Annotated in this window: 18 protein-coding genes; 11 read left to right on the forward strand and 7 right to left on the reverse strand. The window is 43.7% G+C overall.

Annotated elements, in window-relative coordinates; all coding sequences use genetic code 11:
- The first annotated feature begins 299 nt into the window (after positions 1–299).
- Positions 300–920, forward strand: a complete 621-nt coding sequence (locus tag CSH93_RS00480) for an HvfX family Cu-binding RiPP maturation protein (protein WP_100642291.1) — start codon at positions 300–302, stop codon at positions 918–920.
- 71 nt (positions 921–991) lie between these two features.
- Entirely contained in the window at positions 992–1,552 is a 561-nt protein-coding gene (locus CSH93_RS00485) for an NAD(P)H nitroreductase (protein ID WP_100640799.1), read from the forward strand.
- Here CSH93_RS00485 and pyk read toward each other — a convergent pair.
- Both pyk and CSH93_RS00495 read right to left on the reverse strand, forming a co-directional pair.
- Positions 1,549–2,985, reverse strand: coding sequence for a pyruvate kinase (gene pyk, locus CSH93_RS00490; RefSeq protein WP_100640801.1), 1,437 nt, complete (start codon positions 2,983–2,985; stop codon positions 1,549–1,551). The two genes, CSH93_RS00485 and pyk, sit on opposite strands and share 4 nt — an antisense overlap.
- A 136-nt stretch (positions 2,986–3,121) precedes the next feature.
- A complete protein-coding gene (locus CSH93_RS00495) occupies positions 3,122–3,970 on the reverse strand; it encodes a MurR/RpiR family transcriptional regulator (RefSeq protein WP_100640803.1) in 849 nt (282 codons plus the stop codon).
- A 264-nt stretch (positions 3,971–4,234) separates the two neighbouring features.
- Between CSH93_RS00495 and zwf the strand changes: the two genes are divergently transcribed.
- The 5 genes from zwf to CSH93_RS00520 are packed head-to-tail and all read left to right on the forward strand — an operon-like array spanning position 4,235 to position 9,864.
- A complete protein-coding gene (zwf, locus tag CSH93_RS00500; protein ID WP_100640805.1) occupies positions 4,235–5,728 on the forward strand; it encodes a glucose-6-phosphate dehydrogenase in 1,494 nt (497 codons plus the stop codon).
- 9 nt (positions 5,729–5,737) lie between these two features.
- Positions 5,738–6,430 (forward strand): 6-phosphogluconolactonase, encoded by a 693-nt coding sequence (gene pgl / locus CSH93_RS00505; RefSeq protein WP_100640807.1) that lies wholly within the window; start codon positions 5,738–5,740, stop codon positions 6,428–6,430.
- 10 nt (positions 6,431–6,440) lie between these two features.
- Positions 6,441–8,270, forward strand: coding sequence for a phosphogluconate dehydratase (gene edd, locus CSH93_RS00510; RefSeq protein ID WP_100640809.1), 1,830 nt, complete (start codon positions 6,441–6,443; stop codon positions 8,268–8,270).
- On the forward strand, positions 8,267–9,226 hold the full coding sequence (gene glk, locus CSH93_RS00515; protein WP_100640811.1) for a glucokinase: 960 nt from the start codon (positions 8,267–8,269) through the stop codon (positions 9,224–9,226). Before edd ends, glk begins: the two co-directional genes overlap by 4 nt.
- The gene (locus CSH93_RS00520; protein ID WP_100640813.1) at positions 9,223–9,864 is read left to right on the forward strand and encodes a bifunctional 4-hydroxy-2-oxoglutarate aldolase/2-dehydro-3-deoxy-phosphogluconate aldolase; all 642 of its coding nucleotides are present in this window, start codon (positions 9,223–9,225) and stop codon (positions 9,862–9,864) included. The genes glk and CSH93_RS00520 overlap by 4 nt, the downstream gene beginning before the upstream one ends.
- 37 nt (positions 9,865–9,901) lie before the next feature.
- Here the strand turns inward: CSH93_RS00520 and CSH93_RS00525 are convergent, their stop codons facing one another.
- Positions 9,902–10,114 (reverse strand): DUF7661 family protein, encoded by a 213-nt coding sequence (locus tag CSH93_RS00525; RefSeq protein ID WP_164078258.1) that lies wholly within the window; start codon positions 10,112–10,114, stop codon positions 9,902–9,904.
- Between the two features lie 281 nt (positions 10,115–10,395).
- Between CSH93_RS00525 and CSH93_RS00530 the strand changes: the two genes are divergently transcribed.
- The 3 genes from CSH93_RS00530 to CSH93_RS00540 all read left to right on the forward strand — a co-directional run bounded on the left by CSH93_RS00530 (position 10,396) and on the right by CSH93_RS00540 (position 12,410).
- The gene (locus CSH93_RS00530) at positions 10,396–11,157 is read left to right on the forward strand and encodes a PhzF family phenazine biosynthesis protein (protein ID WP_240615491.1); all 762 of its coding nucleotides are present in this window, start codon (positions 10,396–10,398) and stop codon (positions 11,155–11,157) included.
- A 51-nt stretch (positions 11,158–11,208) separates the two neighbouring features.
- Entirely contained in the window at positions 11,209–11,586 is a 378-nt protein-coding gene (locus CSH93_RS00535) for an iron chaperone (protein WP_100640819.1), read from the forward strand.
- A gap of 143 nt (positions 11,587–11,729) precedes the next feature.
- Complete coding sequence (locus tag CSH93_RS00540; RefSeq protein ID WP_164078259.1) at positions 11,730–12,410, forward strand: GOLPH3/VPS74 family protein; 681 nt, start codon at positions 11,730–11,732, stop codon at positions 12,408–12,410.
- 7 nt (positions 12,411–12,417) lie between these two features.
- Here the strand turns inward: CSH93_RS00540 and CSH93_RS00545 are convergent, their stop codons facing one another.
- Together CSH93_RS00545 and CSH93_RS00550 are read right to left on the reverse strand one after the other, a co-directional pair.
- The gene (locus CSH93_RS00545) at positions 12,418–13,236 is read right to left on the reverse strand and encodes an alpha/beta fold hydrolase (RefSeq protein ID WP_164078260.1); all 819 of its coding nucleotides are present in this window, start codon (positions 13,234–13,236) and stop codon (positions 12,418–12,420) included.
- Between the two features lie 104 nt (positions 13,237–13,340).
- Positions 13,341–15,146 (reverse strand): tetratricopeptide repeat protein, encoded by a 1,806-nt coding sequence (locus tag CSH93_RS00550; RefSeq protein ID WP_100640825.1) that lies wholly within the window; start codon positions 15,144–15,146, stop codon positions 13,341–13,343.
- Positions 15,147–15,407: 261 nt separating this feature from the next.
- Between CSH93_RS00550 and CSH93_RS00555 the strand changes: the two genes are divergently transcribed.
- The gene (locus CSH93_RS00555) at positions 15,408–16,373 is read left to right on the forward strand and encodes a helix-turn-helix domain-containing protein (RefSeq protein WP_164078261.1); all 966 of its coding nucleotides are present in this window, start codon (positions 15,408–15,410) and stop codon (positions 16,371–16,373) included.
- A 1,006-nt stretch (positions 16,374–17,379) separates the two neighbouring features.
- Here CSH93_RS00555 and CSH93_RS00560 read toward each other — a convergent pair.
- The gene (locus CSH93_RS00560) at positions 17,380–18,228 is read right to left on the reverse strand and encodes a D-hexose-6-phosphate mutarotase (protein WP_100640829.1); all 849 of its coding nucleotides are present in this window, start codon (positions 18,226–18,228) and stop codon (positions 17,380–17,382) included.
- Positions 18,229–18,323: 95 nt separating this feature from the next.
- A complete protein-coding gene (gene gap / locus CSH93_RS00565) occupies positions 18,324–19,319 on the reverse strand; it encodes a type I glyceraldehyde-3-phosphate dehydrogenase (protein ID WP_100640831.1) in 996 nt (331 codons plus the stop codon).
- Between the last annotated feature and the right edge of the window lie 33 nt (positions 19,320–19,352).

The raw sequence follows: 19,352 nt of genomic DNA on the forward strand, positions 1-19,352 counted from the left end.
AACTTAAAATGTAATCAAATATGACAACTCAGTTAGTCGCGTGATGATGAATCGTTTAACCAATGCTGTATTAACAATGCAATGGCCTTGTGGTCATTAGCGCTAAGCGTCATCAGAGTGTTTGCTTTCCGTTCGGTTGCGCGCACTTTTCTCGAATGCTTATCGTGTATACGTGAAAAAGCACTCTGAGGGGGTAAAGTTTGGCTATTTTTTTTCATAACCAGCGAAATTTAACCGATGGAAACGCGATCTACCATGTAATCTTGACTGCATTACACAAAACAGGAGCTCACAGCGTGATTGCTACATTGTTTCAAACCTACCATAGATTTATAACTACAAGCCAGCATTTTGATGGCCTAGCGCCGCTACTTCTGCGCATATATCTGGCACCTGTAATGTTGCAAGCAGGGTGGAATAAAATTGTTGGATTTGAAGGTGTTGTGCAATGGTTTGGTAATCCCGAATGGGGCTTAGGCTTACCTTTCCCTGAAGTCATGGCAGCATTGGCTGCGGGAACTGAGTTAATCGGCGGGTTTTTACTGTTGATAGGTTTAGCGACTCGAATAGTTGCACTGCCGTTAATGATTACCATGATTGTCGCTGCGTACACTGTGCATTGGCAAAATGGTTGGTTGGCAATTGCTGATAGTAGTAGCTGGCTTGCAGATGGAACATTACTCTACAGTGAAAACATTATGAATTCGCAGGAAAAGCTGGCTGCGGCGAAGTCATTACTGGAAACTCACGGTCATTATGACTGGCTTACTAGCAGCGGAAACTTTGTCATCCTGAACAATGGAATTGAGTTTGCGGCTACTTATTTCGTTATGTTGCTCGTTTTATTTTTCACCGGTGGTGGCCGGTATGTCAGTACCGATTATTGGCTGACGAGATTTTTACCTTCGTTGAGAAATTAAATAATTAACTTTGTGATTGCATCGACTATGATAATGGGAAATGTTTAGCGATTTCGATAGTCAGTCTCAATATGAATGCGATCAAACTACTGATAAACAGGCAATCTTTACCACGTCTTCAAGCGCCAGCGCCGCAAGGCGAGGAGCTTGAAATCATTAAGCAAGCAGCGCTCCGAGCACCTGATCACGGTTGTTTGACACCGTGGCAATTCATCATTTTTGAGGGTGATGCGCGTAATGCGTTAGGGGAAATTTTCGAAGCCTCAGCTATTGAGCGGGGAGAAGATCAAAAAACCATAGAGCGAGCTCCAGAATTGCCGCTTAGGGCGCCTATGATCATTGTCGCTGCTACAAGTGCAACAGAACACCCGAAGGTACCATTTATTGAACAAGTGCAATCTGCAGGTTGTGCGGTGCAAGCCATGCAAATGGCCGCGGTAGCGCAAGGTTTCGCAGGCATATGGCGCACAGGTAGTTACGCGCAATGTGACTACGTAAAGCGCTCACTTGGTATCAGCGAAGATGATGAACTGGTTGGTTTTTTGTATCTGGGAACGGCAGCTTGCGAAGGGAAGGGGCCGCCTAAGCGAGCCAGTGACACATTCTTTCGCCACTGGCCATTCGACAATTAGTTTACCGTAACAATTTTACACGCATTGGTTGCACCTACGGTTTCCATTTCATCACCGTAGGTCATTATGAATTGGTCGCCCGATTTTACCAGACCGTGTTGTTTTAAAACGTCGATAACATCTTGCTTTAATTGCCCTGGCAGACTTTGTTGAGAATCAAAATAAACGGGGCGTACGCCGCGATACAGTGCCATTGAATTCAACGATCCTTCATGACGGGATAACGCGATAATCGGTAACGAGGTTGTGATACGTGACATTAATTTAGGCGTATTACCGCTTTCGGTTAAGCCAACAATCGCTTTAATATTAGGTAAGTGATTAGCTGCATAAACAGCCGACATTGCGACCGTTTCACTAACGGATGTAAATGCTTCATCTACACGGTGTTTTGATATTTTCACGCTAGGGTGCGTTTCTGCACCTTCACACACTCGTGCCATTGCTTTAACGGTCTCAACAGGATAATTTCCTGCAGCCGTCTCGGCTGATAGCATAACAGCATCGGTGCCGTCTAATACAGCGTTAGCGACGTCCATAACTTCTGCACGCGTTGGCATTGGACTGTCGATCATTGATTCCATCATCTGCGTAGCGGTGATAACCACTTTATTTAGCTGGCGTGAACGAGCGATGAGTTTCTTTTGCACACCGACAAGTTCAGCATCGCCAATTTCAACACCTAAATCGCCACGCGCCACCATCACCGCGTCCGACGCAGAGATTATGTCATCGATGGCCGAGTCAGATTCAACTGTTTCAGCTCGCTCTACTTTGGCACATATTTTGGCTTCACTGCCGGCTTGACGTGCGAGTTCACGGGCATAATTTAAATCTGCACTGCTACGAGGAAATGAAACGGCTAAATAGTCTACGCCGATCTGCGCAGCGGTTACGATGTCACGCTTATCTTTTTCAGTTAGCGCTTCAGCCGAAAGCCCTCCACCTTGGCGGTTTATCCCTTTATTGTTCGATAACTTGCCACCAACGGTTACCTTGGTATGGATCTTTTGACCTTCTACTCGGTCAACTTCCAATTGAATACGGCCATCATCTAATAACAGAATATCACCAGGGCCGACATCTGCGGGTAAGTCTTTATAGTCGATACCGACGGCTACTTCATCACCGGCGTCCGTCGCCAATTCAGCATCAAGAATGAAAGCTGCGCCAACGGCCAGTTTCACTGCGCCTTCTTTAAAACGAGATACCCTGATCTTAGGCCCTTGAAGATCACCCAGAATCGCGACGTATTTACCTAGGTTCTTAGCTGCTTGGCGTACTTTTTTGGCTCGCTCAATGTGATCATCCGCGTTACCGTGGCTGAAATTCATGCGTACCACATTGGCACCCGCACTAATAATGGCTTCTATCGTTTCTAATGTGTCTGTCGCTGGGCCTAAAGTGGCTAATATTTTTGTTCTTCGCGTCATGTTCACCGCCGTTGCACTTTATAAAAAAGCTCTTATTGAAATTTGATTACGTAATATTATTACATTTATGGTAGTTCACACACTGACACTAGTGCAAATGAAAGTTTTTTTAAATTTACACCAAACCGACCGTTACTTAATCGCGCTTATCAAATCTAGAACCTCTTAAGGTGTCTTTAACACGCTTAAGGTTTTCACGAAATTTATTGCCTCGTCTCAGTGTGAAACCGGTAGCTAGAATGTCGATTAACGTTAGCTGCGCTATTCGAGACGCCATTGGCATATACATGTCTGTGTCTTCAGGCACCTCTAGCGAAAGCACGTAATTGCACTCTTTGGCGAGCGGGCTGTCTGCTGAAGTAATACCGACCACAGTTGCATCATTGCTGCGCGCGATGGCTGCAATTTCGACGAGGCTTTTGGTACGCCCGGTATGAGATATGAGTACTACAACATCATCTTCTCCACAGTTCATGCAGCTCATGCGCTGCATCACAACATCTTCAAAGTAAACAACTGGTACGTTAAAACGGAAAAACTTATTCAGAGCATCGTGCGCCACTGAAGCGGAAGCACCAAGGCCAAAAAACGAAATTTTCTGTGCTTGCGTTAACAGGTCGACCACACGATTAACGGTTGCAATATCAATACTCTGGCGCGCAACTTCCAGTGACGCCATGGTTGATTCAAAAATTTTATTAGTATATTCGGCAGGGCCATCGTTTTCGTCTACATGGCGATTGACGTAAGGTGTACCGTTCGCAAGGCTTTGTGCTAGATGCAGTTTGAAATCTGGAAAGCCTTTGGTGTCAAGACGGCGACAAAAGCGGTTCACAGTGGGTTCACTAACGTCAGACATTTTAGCCAGTGTCGCGATACTGCTATGAATAGCCGCTTGTGGGTTGGCTAAAATGATCTCAGCAACCTTGCGTTCAGATTTACTGAAGGCGGCTTTATTTTCCGTAATTTTCTCGAGTATGTTCATAGATCTACTGCGTATGCTTACTATAATGTAGTGATGTGTATACCCAATATACTACTACAAGATCGTAAAAAGACATCATCGGCTGTAATTTTTTGACAAAAAAAGTCGAAATAAAGCAAAATTACGCCACAAATTTGGTTTGGATAGCGGCAATCTGAAAGGATAAAGTTGTAAAATTACAACATTTAGTGTTTACTCTATCCAATGCTCATGTCTATGGCATTCCGTCAGGGCATGAATTACCTCTGTTTTAAGGTATGACTCATGGTATTCGAAAGTACAACAGAACCCTGTGACTTTGTATTATTTGGCACGCTTGGCGATTTAGCACGCCGCAAGCTTTTGCCTTCTCTATATCAGCTTGAGAAAGTTGAGCTTATTCACCCAGACACCACTATTGTGGGCGTGGCACGTCAGGATTTATCACTGGACGACTATAAGCAACAAGTTAAACAAAATATTGAAAAGTTTTCGGGTGATGCGCTGTGCGATGAAACTTGGAAACGTTTAGAAGCACGCTTGGACTACGTTCAGGTCGATATGAAAGATACTGCCAGCTACAAAGCGTTCTGTGAACATGTCGATCCAGAACGCACAATGGTCTGTTATCTCGCTACACCACCATCGATTTATGGCGATATCTGTCGCGGTTTAAATGCCGCAGGCGTAATAGACAGCAGTGTTCGAGTGGTATTAGAAAAACCGATTGGTCACGACTTAGCATCATCATGTGTTATCAACGAACAAGTTGCTGAGTTCTTCAGTGAAAACCAAATTTATCGTATCGACCATTATTTAGGTAAAGAAACGGTTCTTAACCTTATAGCGCTTCGTTTCGCAAACTCTATCTTCGCGACAAATTGGGATCATAACTGTATTGACCATGTGCAAATCAGTGTTGCCGAGTCAGTGGGTATTGAAGGCCGTTGGGGCTATTTTGATGAAGCCGGTCAAATGCGGGATATGGTGCAAAACCACTTGTTGCAGGTACTAAGCCTTATCGCCATGGAGCCGCCTACAACATTAGATGCTGACAGCATTCGTGATGAAAAGCTTAAAGTATTGAAAGCGCTCCGTCCTATCAATGCGACCAATTATCAGCAATCTACAGTACGAGGCCAATACATCAATGGTTTCGTCAAAGGGCAGGAAGTGCCTGGGTATCTTGAAGAACCTGACGCCAATACTGCAAGCTCAACGGAAACCTTCGTTGCGCTAAAAGTTGAAATTGATAACTGGCGCTGGGCCGGCGTGCCATTTTACCTGCGTACCGGTAAGAGGATGCCAACTAAAGTCAGTGAAATAGTGATCTACTTTAAGCGCCAGCCTCACAACCTGTTTGGCGACAGTTTTGCGAACCTTCCACCGAATAAGTTGGTTATTCGTCTACAGCCGGATGAAGGTGTAGAAATTACGGTGATGAACAAGGTTCCAGGTTTAGCCAGCAGCGGTTCAATGGATCTGCAAAAGTCTAAACTCAACCTAAGCTTCTCAGAGGCCTTTGCGGATGACCGCATCGCCGATGCATATGAAAAGCTATTGTTAGAGGTGATGCGCGGCAATCAGGCGTTATTCGTGCGTCGAGATGAAATTGAACAAGCTTGGAAATGGGTCGATTCAATCCTCGCAGCATGGGATGGCAGCAATGAACCGCCTGAGCCTTATCAAGCGGGAACATGGGGCCCAGTGGCTTCAATTGGTTTATTAGCGCGTGAAAATCGCGCTTGGTATGAAAGTCGCACAACAAAGAAAAAGTAAGGCAATAGGATGGCATTAGTTGAACAACATTTTGCGAGTAAAGAAGCCTTAGTTGAAGAATTTGCTCAGCAGATAAGCACAATATTAGCGCAAGCTGTGGCGACAAAAGGCGAGGCATCACTTGTTGTGAGTGGTGGCAGTACACCGTTACCATTATTCCAAGCACTTAGCCACGCAGAAATAGACTGGTCTAACGTTGTGATCACGCTGGCGGATGAACGCTGGGTGGATAACACAGACAGTGCTAGCAATGAAAAGCTGGTTAGAGAAAACTTATTAGTGGGTAATGCAGCGCAAGCCAAATTTTTTGCGCTTAAAACCGCTCATGAAAATGCTGAGGATGCGGTTGAAACGCTTACTCAATCAGATCAACAACCCCAAATACCATTTGATGTTTTGATTTTAGGGATGGGTGAAGATGCGCATACGGCATCACTATTCCCATGTTGTGATCAAATTGAGCAAGGTTTGGATATGCAATCAGGCAACACCTTTATTGCAACCCAACCTAAAACTGCACCGCACCAACGTATGTCATACACCTTGCCCGCACTGGTATCTGCAAAGAACATCTTTTTACATTTAACCGGTGAAAAGAAGTTGTCAGTGCTGAAGCAAGCGTTAGAGGCCAAAAGCGCCAGTGAAAAACCGATAAAAGCCGTCGTTGACCAAACTGATGTCACGTTGATGTGGGCGCCATAGGAGAATTTGCATGAATTCACAAATTCAAGACGTAACCCAACGCATAATCGAACGCAGTGAGAAAACGCGTAAAGCCTATCTAGATAAAGTGAGCAAAGCCCGCCGTGATGGCCCTCACCGCGGTGTATTGTCTTGTGGCAACCTTGCTCATGGTTTTGCAGCGTGTAATCAATCAGATAAAGCTGATTTACGTAGCATGACAAAAGCGAATGTGGCGATTGTATCTTCATACAACGATATGTTGTCTGCGCATCAGCCGTATGAAACCTATCCAGCGATTTTAAAGCAAGCCATCAGCGAAGTGGGCAGTGTGGCGCAGTTCGCAGGTGGTGTTCCGGCAATGTGTGACGGTGTTACTCAAGGTAATCCGGGCATGGATCTGAGTTTGATGAGCCGTGATGTGATAGCAATGAGTACAGCCGTGGCGTTATCTCATAATATGTTTGATGGCGCGTTGATGCTTGGGATCTGTGACAAAATTGTACCCGGATTATTACTAGGCAGCTTAAGCTTCGGCCATCTTCCGACGGTTTTTGTACCAGCAGGCCCTATGCCATCAGGTATTCCAAATAAAGAAAAAGCCCGAGTCCGCCAAGCTTATGCCGAAGGCAAAGTCGGCCGTGAAGAATTATTAGAAGCAGAATCTCAATCTTATCATTCAGCCGGTACATGTACTTTTTACGGTACCGCCAACAGTAACCAGTTGGTAGTGGAAGTTATGGGACTGCATTTGCCTGGGTCATCATTTGTAAACCCTGGCACGCCGCTGCGGGATGCGTTGACTAAAGCTGCAGCCCGTCAAGTCACTCGATTGACTGACTTGGGCGATAATTACACTCCAATCAGTGAAGTTGTCGATGCAAAAGCGATTGTTAATGGTCTAGTTGCGTTACTAGCGACAGGGGGCTCTACAAACCATACGATGCACTTGGTTGCAGTTGCTAGAGCCGCCGGTTATATCGTGAATTGGGATGATTTCTCAGACCTGTCAAATGCAACACCGCTGTTAACACGTATTTATCCCAATGGTTCGGCTGATATTAACCATTTCACGGCTGCCGGCGGTATGTCGCTACTGTTTAAGCAATTGCTTGATGCGGGTCTATTGCACAACGATGTCACCACTATTTGTGGCAAGGGTTTAGAGCAATATACCAAAGAACCGTTTTTAAATGACGGTGAATTAGAATGGCGTGATGGGCCAAGCGAGTCGCTAGATAAGTCGGTTCTCACCACCGTAGCGGAGCCGTTTAAACCGGATGGTGGTTTGTCAGTGCTAAGCGGGAATTTAGGGCGCGCAGTGATCAAAACCTCTGCATTGCGTGAGCCTCATTGCCGTATCAAAGCACCTGCGGTTGTATTTGAAGACCAATTTGAGTTGGACGCTGCGTTTCAGGCCGGTGAGCTGGATAAAGACTGTATTGTTGTCGTTCGTTTCCAGGGGCCAGCAGCGATTGGTATGCCAGAATTGCACCGCCTAACACCGCCTCTTGGAGTACTTCAAGATCGTGGTCATAAGGTAGCGCTTGTTACTGATGGCCGTATGTCAGGCGCGTCAGGAAAAGTGCCAGCTGCCATTCATGTTACACCAGAAGCGTATAAAGGTGGTCTGCTGTCGAAAGTGCAAAACGGTGACATGATCGAAATAAATACAGAAACAGGTGCATTGTCGTTACTGGTAGATGAAGCCGAACTGGCTGCACGACAACCCATGCAAACTGATATTGCGATGCATCAAATCGGTATGGGACGTGAAATGTTTGGAGGCATGCGTTCGACATTGACCGGTGCTGAAGAAGGTGCTTGTTCTTTGTTTGTTGAACAGGAACAAGCTCAATGAGTGCATTTGTTGCAGATGTAGGTGGCACTAATATCCGACTAGCGCGGTGGGAAAATGGTGCGTTGTTACAGGTCAAAAAATATCTGTGTGCCGATTTCGACACCATTGCTGATGCCATTGAGCACTACACGCAAGATATTGGTCAAACAGGGTTCTCATTAGGGTGTATTGCAATCGCGTGCCCAACGAATACCGATTGGGTGAAAATGACCAATCACAGTTGGCAGTTTTCTAAAACGGAACTAAAGCAATCACTTGGGCTAACTTGGCTAGCGGTTATTAATGATTTTGCAGCGGTCGCGCATTCGTTACCCGTTTTAGGCGAAGAACAACTGATACAACTCGGGCAGGGAGCGCGTGACACTAACGGTAATATTGCCGTGTTTGGTCCTGGCACTGGTCTAGGTGTTGAACACATGACAAAAACGGTCAGTGGTTGGCAAACGCTTGACGGTGAGGGCGGTCATGTAGATTTTGCGCCTTGTGATGAAACCGATGTGATCATCTGGCGTTATTTGCAGCGCAAACTGGGCAGAGCGTCAGCAGAAGAAGTGATGTCAGGCCGAGGCATTGTAAATATTTACACTGCTTTGGCAGATGAAGCTGGTAAGCCTGCAGTATTCACAGAAGCTGCACAAATCAGTGAAGCCGCGAGTCAAAAGAGCTGCGATATTGCGCAACAAACTATCCGGCAGTTTTGCCGCATTATGGGTAACTTTGCCGGTAATTTAGCACTTAACCTAGCCACAACAGGCGGTGTGTTTATTGGCGGTGGCATAGCCCTTCGTTTAGTCGATGAGTTAACGAACGGTGAGTTCAGGCGCTGTTTTGAAAATAAAGGACAGTTTGCCGACTACGTAAAACCTATTCCGACTTTTTTAATTGCTGAACCCGATCATGGCTTATTGGGCGCCGGCGCATATTTAACCCAACATACAGCGAGTTTAGATGCATGATGAATAATTGGACCATTTCTCCTGCTGAGGTATTTGCCTCAGGCCCGGTCGTTCCGGTTTTGGTGATCCACGACGTTGCACACGCGCTGCCCATAGCAAAGGCGCTAATGGCGGGAGGTATCAATGTATTGGAAGTGACATTGAGAACACCTGCGGCACTTGATGTCATCAAAACCATTGCGAAAGAATTGCCCGAAGCAATCATTGGCGCTGGTACCGTGACCAATGCTCAGCAACTTAAAGAAGTCACTGAGGCTGGAGCTAAATTCGCAATCAGCCCCGGGATGACGGCTGACTTGCTTGCAGCGGGCGCTGCTGGACCTATCCCTTTGATCCCGGGCATATCGTCTATCAGTGATCTAATGAAAGCAAAAGATGCAGGTTATACCTACTTGAAGTTTTTCCCGGCAGAAGCATCCGGTGGTGTTAAAGCATTGAAATCGATTGGTGGACCATTCCCTGAAATTTCATTTTGCCCTACTGGTGGTATTGGGCCGGATAATTATCTTGATTATTTGGCGTTACCCAATGTTAAGTGCGTCGGTGGGTCATGGTTGGCACCTGATGATGTTGTGCAACAGGAAGACTGGTCACGCATAACCGACCTTGCTAAATCAGCCATAGAAAACGCTTCTTAATGAAGCGTTTTTTATGTCCTAGTGACTATTAGTGGCATTACAAAATTGTCACTGTTGGGTGTGCCTGTGTAGCCCATTCATGGCACAGGTCAGCGATATACCCAACAACCTCTGAATGTGGAACATGATCAGGAATGTAAATATCGTCAGCAAGACGTTTCTTGCCTTCATTACCTAAGTAAAAAACCATCCATTTATTATTGCGTTGAACGACTTCTACGCTTCTGCCAAACACATTGAGTTTCATCATCATCCTTTTCTTGCAGCGGCCTAATATTGCAGCGTTAAGCTATAATTCATTGTTCGCCGAAACAACAGTTTATTCAGAATTACTACTGCGATTATTAACATGTTTACAGCGCGTTAGTCGATTAAGTGGTGTGGGTTACAAGAACACAATAAGAGGTACAGCGATAGATATCGAGACTTGCATTCGCTTGTTCGGGCGTTGTTTGCACAGCGGTGATAATATGGTGTTTTAGTGTGTAGGCATCAAATAACGCTATAGGATGGTGGATTATTAAAGTAGACATATATGACGTTTTCACAGGGCCAGAAGCACAGGGCAATCCTTGTGGCGTTGTTGAGCTAAATAAGTGGCTATCTGACAATGAGTTAAAGGCGATTGCAACTGAATTTGAGGTACCGGTGACTTCTTTTATTGTTCAGTCAGGCAAACATTTTGATATACGTTGGTTCACACCGAGGAATGAAATTAACCTCTGTGGGCATGGCAGTGTAGGGGCGGGTGCTGCATTACTTTCAAAATACAGCCTCGATCAAGTATTGCTTCATAGCCCACATGGCAATGTATTAATTCGTCAACGCAGTGACCTTTATTCTATTGAAATGCCGAGTTGGGATGGCGTGTCCGCACTAATCCCCAAAGCACTATCGGCGATGGTGTCTGAGCCGGTTGATTATTTCACCACACGTGATCAAGTTATCGTATTACAGAGCGTCGACGCGGTTATTAAATTCCAGTCAGAAGACGATACTTTACGTCAAATGAAAGATTACCATGCGTTGATAGTGACAGCCCAAGATGGACCGAGTGGTTATGCTCTTCGGTATTTTGCGCCCAATATCGGTATATCAGAAGATAGAGCTACCGGTTCAGCGCAATGCTCACTAGCACCGTACTGGTTTAGAAAACTAGGCGTGAACGCTTTGTCTGTACGCCAATTATCGAGTGCAGGCGGGTACTTTGAAGTTGAAAAGAAATCTGACGACAAAATAACGATTTATGCGCACGCTGAGTTGCGTAGAGCGCTCGAAAAAGTGGGCGTTTAAGTTACCGTTGAGCGATAGTTTTACGTTTTTTAACTTTTATGGGGGCCTACAATGCAATACGACGTTAGTGATCCGCAGGAATATTTAGCTCAGTTGGAACCGGATTGGCGAAAAGATAAGTTATTAGAACTTAGATCCATGATTGTTCAACATTGCGATGCTATTGAAGAAACTATCAACTACAAGATGCTGTGTTTTCGGCTAAAGGATACGGTGCTTTTTCACCTCAATGCGCAGAAAGGTTACGTTAGTTTATATTGTGGTGATACCAAGAAGATAGCTCCAAACGGCGTGTTGCTTGACGGGCTGAATGTAGGCAAGGGGTGTATTCGCTTTTCTAAAACAAAAGCGTTAGCCGATACGCGTATAGAAGAATTTATAAAATGCACAATATCGCTGTTTAAAGAAGGTAAAGACGTATCCTGCTAAGCGTAAATTTGCTGCGCATTATCCAACCACTTCATGATGCCTGTTAGTCAAAGATACACACCTGTTAACAGTTTTGAGCTATTGAGAGGCTTTTACGTTTGATAGTGTAGTGTAACTCACATCAGAGTTTGTAAGGAGTGACGGTGTCTATCAATTTACCGCTATACCAACAAGTAGCGTTGTTGGCTATCCACGATGACAAAGGAACGTTTCAAGCTGAGTTTGTCGAGTATCTTTTAGCTGGCGCTATATTGGCCGAATTAATGCTAAAAGGCTGTGTGTCTATCACGAGTAATGACAAAAGAGTATCCGTTGTCGCATCAGAACGTATTAGCGATAAACTCCTTGCTAATGCGTTGGATGTGCTTAAGCGTGCAACCAAACCACTGAAGTTAAAAAGTGCTGTCAGTAAGATTGCTGGTCAGAAAAATCTAAAGCATGAAGTCGCTCGTTCGCTCTGCTCAGCAGGCATTCTAAAGGCTGAACAAGACAAAATATTGTTGGTATTTACTCGACAACTTTACCCAGAGATAAACCCCGTTCCTGAGCAGCAAATCAAACAAGCATTGCATGAGTTAATTACACATAAGGGGGCTGATCCCGTACCTCAAATGGTCGTGTTGGTCTCTTTGCTTCAGGTCTCTGGCCTGTTAAAGAAACATTTTGATAAAGCGTTTTTGAAACAGTACAAGGATCGAATTGAGCGAATTGCTAAAGGTGATGTTGTAGGCGAGGCGACAAAAGAAGTGATAGAGGCCTGTCAGATGGTTATCCTCATGACGGCTATTTTGCCCGCCATCACCAGCACCGTGATTGCGAATTAAGTTCGAGCTAGTTTTCGTTTGCCCTGATGATTAACTTCTTAATTTCAGAAAGCACTAAATCTGGTTCATCATCTTGAACGAAATGTCCACTTTTCTCAGCCATTACCGCCTTTCCTTGCGGAAATTTAAGCACCCATTCTGACTGAACATTCCCCCATAATTCACGTGCCTCATCTGTATCAAAAAGACGCGTTGGGTTTTCAAATTTTTTCACACCTGCGATTAACGTTATTGGGATGTTTTTAATATCACCATACCCAAATGATGGCGTTTTATCCCAGATATCGTTAATCAAGCACCAATTATTCTCTTTCCCCATTTTTATATCAGCGAATTTTAACTTCTCATTCGATTCCTTCCCGCCAATCGGATCCAGTTGTTCGATAATGTCCACGTCTCTAGGGTTGATAGGATCGATAAACAGCATCGCTACAACCTTTTCCGGATTCCTAACTGCAAACTCCCTCGCAACCTTACCCCCATAAGAGTGAGACACATAAATAATGGGTTTTTCTATTTTGAGTTGATTAAGTAACTCTTCAGCATCTTCTACATAGTCACTTGAGGTCAGATCACCTGTACAAGCCGTTGATCTACCTTCACCTCTTCTTGAATATCTTATCGCTGTAACACTCTCAGGAAGCCTGCTCCAAATTGAATCCCAACCCGCCATGCCAGAAATCGCACCAGCCTCAAACAGTGTAATATTCTCTCCTGTGCCTTTAATTTCATATTCTAATTCAGCTTGGTTTACTAATAGGGATTTAGCCGAAATAGAGAAACAAAACATTGAAAGGCTAAGAACTAAAAGCTTATTTGTAGTCATACGCCTATCCTTGAAAAATCTATCGCAATGCTGCCAAAGAGCATGAGAGCGTCCAGAGAAGATCTGTTTTCTGCCTGCAGGCCGCTGTCGCTGAACAGGTTTTGTCATTTCTGGCCTACACGGAGCTTTATTATTTCTTTAATTGATTCCATCGCGGGGTCAACACCTGCAAAGTACACTTGGGACGTTAGTGCCACAGGGACGCTTGGTGCTATCCAAATACGATGGTCTTCAGCGCTGCCTTTCTGATGAAATTGAGAAGAAATTATCCCTATTTGGCCGCTATATGGGAGATAAAACCATCCAGCCTCTCCGATGGTATTAGGGCGAGTACCCGAGGGTTCACCAACCACAACGGCATTGGTTATCTTAACAACATTCATTAACAGGTCATGACCAGCGGAAAAAGTATTTCTGCCGACAATGACAAACGTTGCGCCCGATGGGTTTAATGCCTCAAATAGCACCAGTGTTTTGAGCATTGGTGGGGTAATTGAACCATCGCCACCGCTGTTATGACGAAGGTCGAGTACTAAAGCCTTAGATTGACGGTCTTTAATTTCACTCTGAAGTTGTTGATTAAACTTATCAAAAGTAACTGAACGTTTATTCCGGACGTCATTAAATTGTACATATAAGATACTTTCATCTTCCAACCATTCGCGCCAGTACTCATCGTTATTTTGTTTTAAATAGAGCGGAGTTGTCGTCGCTCCTGTCACTGCGGGTAATTTGGGGAAACCACTAAAACTCATTGGAACCGGATTCAATGATGTCTCAAACAGATTTTCTTGCCTATCCATTAGTGTCAACGTAACGGTATCTGGATTGTCTATTGCACCAATACCCTCAAGCACCTCGGGGAGGCTCAAATAATACGGTCCCAGCCAGAGCCTTTGCATATTATTATCCCTAGGGTTCACTATGTCAGTGAGTCGCAATGCCTTATTGGCGTCCATTTCGTTGAATTTTAATACTCTAGTGCCAACAAGGTGTTGGTATTCGTCAGATGCTTTGACTACATATAATCCGTCCGCAAATTGATAAAACTGAACAGGCAGTTGCTGAAAATTACCTAATTTTCCCCATGCTGGAATAATAAAATTATGTCCATTTCCAATATTACCCAAGAGCTCCATCAAGCCAAATACAATTTGGTGGTCACTAAGATTTGGAATTTCGTCGTATAACTGCTTCGCCTTTTTGGTTAGTTCAGGTTCTGAAATTGAATGGAAAGGTGCTACGTGTAGGCGTTTTATTTCAGAGAGTAAGTAATTGAGGTCCAGGCGCCAACCTTCTACTCTGTTGTCAGGCATATCAGCAATGCCCGACAATGATTTGTACCAGTCTTTTTCATAGTACGGTTTGAAATATGGGTTTTTCCCTTTCTGAAATAAGCTATGTCCAGATAGCTTTGGCTTATCATCCCACCGAAAATCTAATGCTTTAGTTAACCAATGCTGCGCCAAGGCCTTATTATTTGCCTGAGCATACACTTCAGCAATAATCACCATTAAGTCGTTTGGATTACTTGCGCCGTTTGGAATACCTCGTAGTTTCGTTCCCAATTCGAGTGCGGTAACCAAAGCACTGGCCGCAGCCTCATAGTTACCGGCTTGTCGATAGGCGTTACCTAATAAGTACCAAGTATCTCCATCCGCATTAAATTGTTGAGTCAATCTAGACAATAAAGGCAGGGCATCATTACAAACCCCTGATTTGCAAAGTCGTAACGCATCTTGTTTATTCTGAAAGTAGAGTACTGAATCAAGCTCTTGCACTTCTCCTACTAACACATCCAGAGCACTATTACTCACTTGGAGTACTTTGTTTGGTTTTTCAGCCGCTGCAGCAAAAGAAAAGAAAAATAAGCTCGCCCAAATGCAACCATGTATTTTAATGCTAATCATATGTATTCTGGCACCGTATAATTCTGTAAAACCCGAAGATAAACTTTTCACTCGGAATAAGCGTCCCGAATTAGGATTCAGCACTTTAATTTCGATTTAAATTATCTTTTTGCACCCTAAAGTAAACTCGAAGTAATATAAAAAATAACCATGTATGACGTTGTCTTTCTCTCTACCGCAAATATCCTACAGGGACTTTTTATTTTCTTAGGTTTACTCAGTTTCGCTTTACTTTATGGTCGGCAGCGATATAGAGGTGTGATGTTGATAATACTGTATTTTGCAGTATTGATGACGTTTAACATCTTAGAAGAACTCAACATCACCAAGCCTTATTTTTTTATTACGCCTTCGTTTACTTTATTAGTGGGGCCAATCCTTTATTATGCTTCGCAAAACTTAGTTTCCAGCCGTTCACTCTCAAGTCAGCGCGTAGCATTACATTGTTTACCTGCAATAGTGTCGCTACCTTTCACACAGTACGTTGATTTCATCATTGCGCTTGGCTCGCTAAGTCAAATAATATATTTGTTTCACTCCTACAAATTACTTCGTCGCTATGAAAACGCCGCATTGAATTCCCATTCAGACGAATTGTCAATCCGTCTACGTTGGGTTGAAAATAGCGGTATTATCATCGTAGTGTTCTTACTTATTGATATGATCCGACTTAACAGTAAGCACTTTATTAGCAACGAAATTTATTATCAGTGGTATGTTTTTGATTTGGTTTTGCTCTTAGTGATTTGTAGTTATTTGTTAGTAAAGTCACTTAACCAAACAGAATTGTTCACCGGTTTTACGATAGAAAATGACGCTAACGATGAGCTCAATTCTGAAAACAATAATGACATCACAACCAATGAAGATAATGCATTAGCGCAGACACTCTTCGACTCAATCAATTCAAAAGTACTAAATTTACAACTATTTAAGATATCTAAATTGACTGTACAGAAGGTGGCAGAACAAACAGGGTTAAATGTAAAAGACACTTCGTGGGCAATAAATGTAGCAACTGGAAAAAACTTTAATGACTACATCAACGGCCTGAGAGTGAATGCGGTAAAAGCACAACTTATTGCCAATACTGATAAACGCGGCGCAATTCTTGATGAGGCACTAGAATGTGGCTTCAATTCAAAATCAGCATTCAATCACGCATTTAAGAAGTTTGAAAACATGACGCCAACTCAATTTTTAAATAGTAATTTTGAGCGTTCGTGAGTTAAAGTTTTCACCAGACCAGTTATTTTCAAGTTAACACGTAATTTTTAAAAATGGGCTGAAATAAGAGTATTTTTTTAACAATATCTGCGTACGAGGCTGATGTGTATTGCTTCTTGTGGCTCTAAAACACAATTTCCGAACGGTTATAATTTGAAGAAAAAACATTATATTCACAAATTTTCAGGGTCATTGGAATCCGCTGTGCCAACGAATGCGATCACGACGATAGTTAAATCAAGAAACTAGCCCCGCCAAAAACATATTTAGTGTAGAGCATATAACTTTCAATAAGCTCGCACCGGTTTTTTGATACGGGAACTTCAATTGGTAAAATTGGTATTAGTCGGACTAGTAATGATGTTCGAGCTTCCCCTATAAAACTACGATCAATGTTTTGCCTCAACTGTTTTAACGCTATAAGTGTAGGACTTTCGAGAAGATAATAGATGTGGGCGTTATCTTTTTCAGAGTTCTCAAATTCTTTAATCAAGGATTCGATGGAGCGATGCACAGGTTTTTGAGAATGTGATAAGCGATAATATGCTTTTGGAACGGATTTGCTTTCCACATAAATTTCAGGTAACAAGGTTGATTGGAACTCAATATCACAATGATCAAATAACGATTTAATGGCCTGCTCTGTTTCCGAGGAAGACTCCTTCGCATTTACAATAATTATTGGAAGTGCCTGCTGAATAGCAGCATAAAACGAAGATAGTTAAGAATAAGCAACTATTAAAATGATACCTGAAGCAATGAAGAATGTTTTCTTTAGCACAAGCTGTAATATTCAGAGGTCGTTATAACCAGCATAGAGGTTTTTTTGGGGGGGCGCTGCACAAAGATATTTAAATATTCTTCTTTGATGTTGATTGGCTTCAAAAACTGGTCGTCTGCTCTGAGTACCAAGTAGACCCTGGTTTTTATCGGAATAACGGGTAACCGCAGCACAAAGTGTTGCGGAATTACGCAACGATGAAGATAGCTCTATTGGTTAAAAACTTTACCGAATCGTTTGTTTTAACCAATGTGTTGCGCCCGCTGCGATAGCACTATGCTGAGTTCGTGCGGTTTCTATGCACAACATAGTTTCATAGCTGTCGTCAGTCATATCTTTCATGGAATGGCTTTTATCTTTCCAAGGATTCCAAACAACAATACTGTCGTGACCTTCAGATGTAATCTCAGTTTTATCACCTAGTGCACTGATCAAAACCTGTGGTACTGCTTCGGTATGAATGCGATCAGTTTCAGCATCAATAACATAAGGTGTTGGAGCAGGGAGGGTGTCTTGTCCGCTCAATTTGTCCCAGTATGGGCTAGTAATATGTTGGATCTCGACAGCTGCAATATTGTTTACTGCAAAATAGCTGTGCAATGCAGCAGTAAACTCCGACTGTTTACCAACATTGGTCGTTTCCAGTGCAACCGTTAAGGTCTGGCTCAGTGTAATGTGCAGTCTTACTCGTAACGCTGAAATGACCTGAGTTGAATAGTCAATGTTAGGGGTAAGCGTTATGACTGTCGCGCTTTCATTGTCCGAAATTTGTTCAATATCCCAAGTGCACGTGCGCACAAACCCGTGAGCAGGCAATTTACCGAACTGTGATATCAACTTATCGGGGCCCGCACCAAACCAAGGCCAACAAATCGGGATCCCACCACGTATAGGCGTAATACCATCGAATATCGCTTTTTCGCTGAGCCATAGTCGATTGCGATTATCATGACGAGGTGAAAATGAGAGTACTTGACCACCAAAAAGGCTTAATTCTAGCGATGCGAAAGCATTCTCTACGCGAATAATGTCGACGTTGCCTTGCTGGATTTTTGATACTGTTGACGCGTTCATAAAAAACCTTACGTCGAGTAGGGAGTCAATGTCTGACTGAAAGACTAGGTCAGGAAGGAGAGGGGTTCAATACCCTAGGCATTGAACCCATCTAATTATTTTGAAATATGAGCGACTAAATCCAACACTTTACTGGAATAGCCCATTTCATTGTCATACCAAGCAACAACTTTCACGAAGGTGTCGGTGAGTGCGATACCGGCAGTCGCGTCAAACACGGAAGTTTGTGTTTCGCCAATAAAATCTTGCGAAACAACAGCATCTTCTGTGTAACCCAATACGCCTTTTAATTCACCTTCAGAAGCCGACTTCATGGCTGAGCATATGTCAGCATAGCTTGCAGGCTTAGCTAAATTAACGGTTAGGTCAACAACGGATACATTCGCGGTTGGAACACGAAAAGCCATACCGGTCAACTTGCCGTTCAGCGCTGGAATCACTTTACCAACAGCCTTTGCCGCGCCAGTTGATGATGGAATGATGTTCTGCGAGGCACCGCGTCCGCCTCTCCAATCTTTTAATGATGGTCCATCAACGGTTTTTTGAGTTGCGGTTGTCGCGTGTACCGTTGTCATTAACCCATCCACAATCCCGAATTCATCATTCAGTACTTTTGCGACAGGTGCCAAGCAGTTGGTTGTGCATGACGCGTTTGACACAATAGCTTGTCCTGCATAGTCATTGTGGTTTACACCCATGACAAACATTGGGGTTGTATCTTTAGACGGAGCAGACATCACAACTTTCTTAGCGCCTGCTTGAATATGCTTTTGTGCGGTTTCTTCAGTCAAAAATAGGCCTGTAGCTTCAACCACCACATCAACATCTACATCAGACCACGCTAGGTTTGCAGGATCTTTTTCAGCAGTAACACGAATGGTTTGGCCATTGACGACTAAGTGACCATCCACGACTTCTACGTCGCCGTCAAAACGGCCGTGCGTTGAGTCGTATTTAAGCATGTAGGCGATATAATCAACGTCTAAAAGGTCATTGACTGCGACGATATCAATATCGTCACGCTTTGTAGCCGCTCTTAGTACCAGTCGACCGATGCGACCGAAGCCATTGATTCCTACCTTAATAGTCATTGTTTTGCCTTTATGTAATATAATTACGAAAAT

Origin of the sequence: Neoalteromonas facilis (assembly GCF_002807665.1) — a bacterium.
Classification (GTDB): domain Bacteria; phylum Pseudomonadota; class Gammaproteobacteria; order Enterobacterales; family Alteromonadaceae; genus Alteromonas_E; species Alteromonas_E facilis.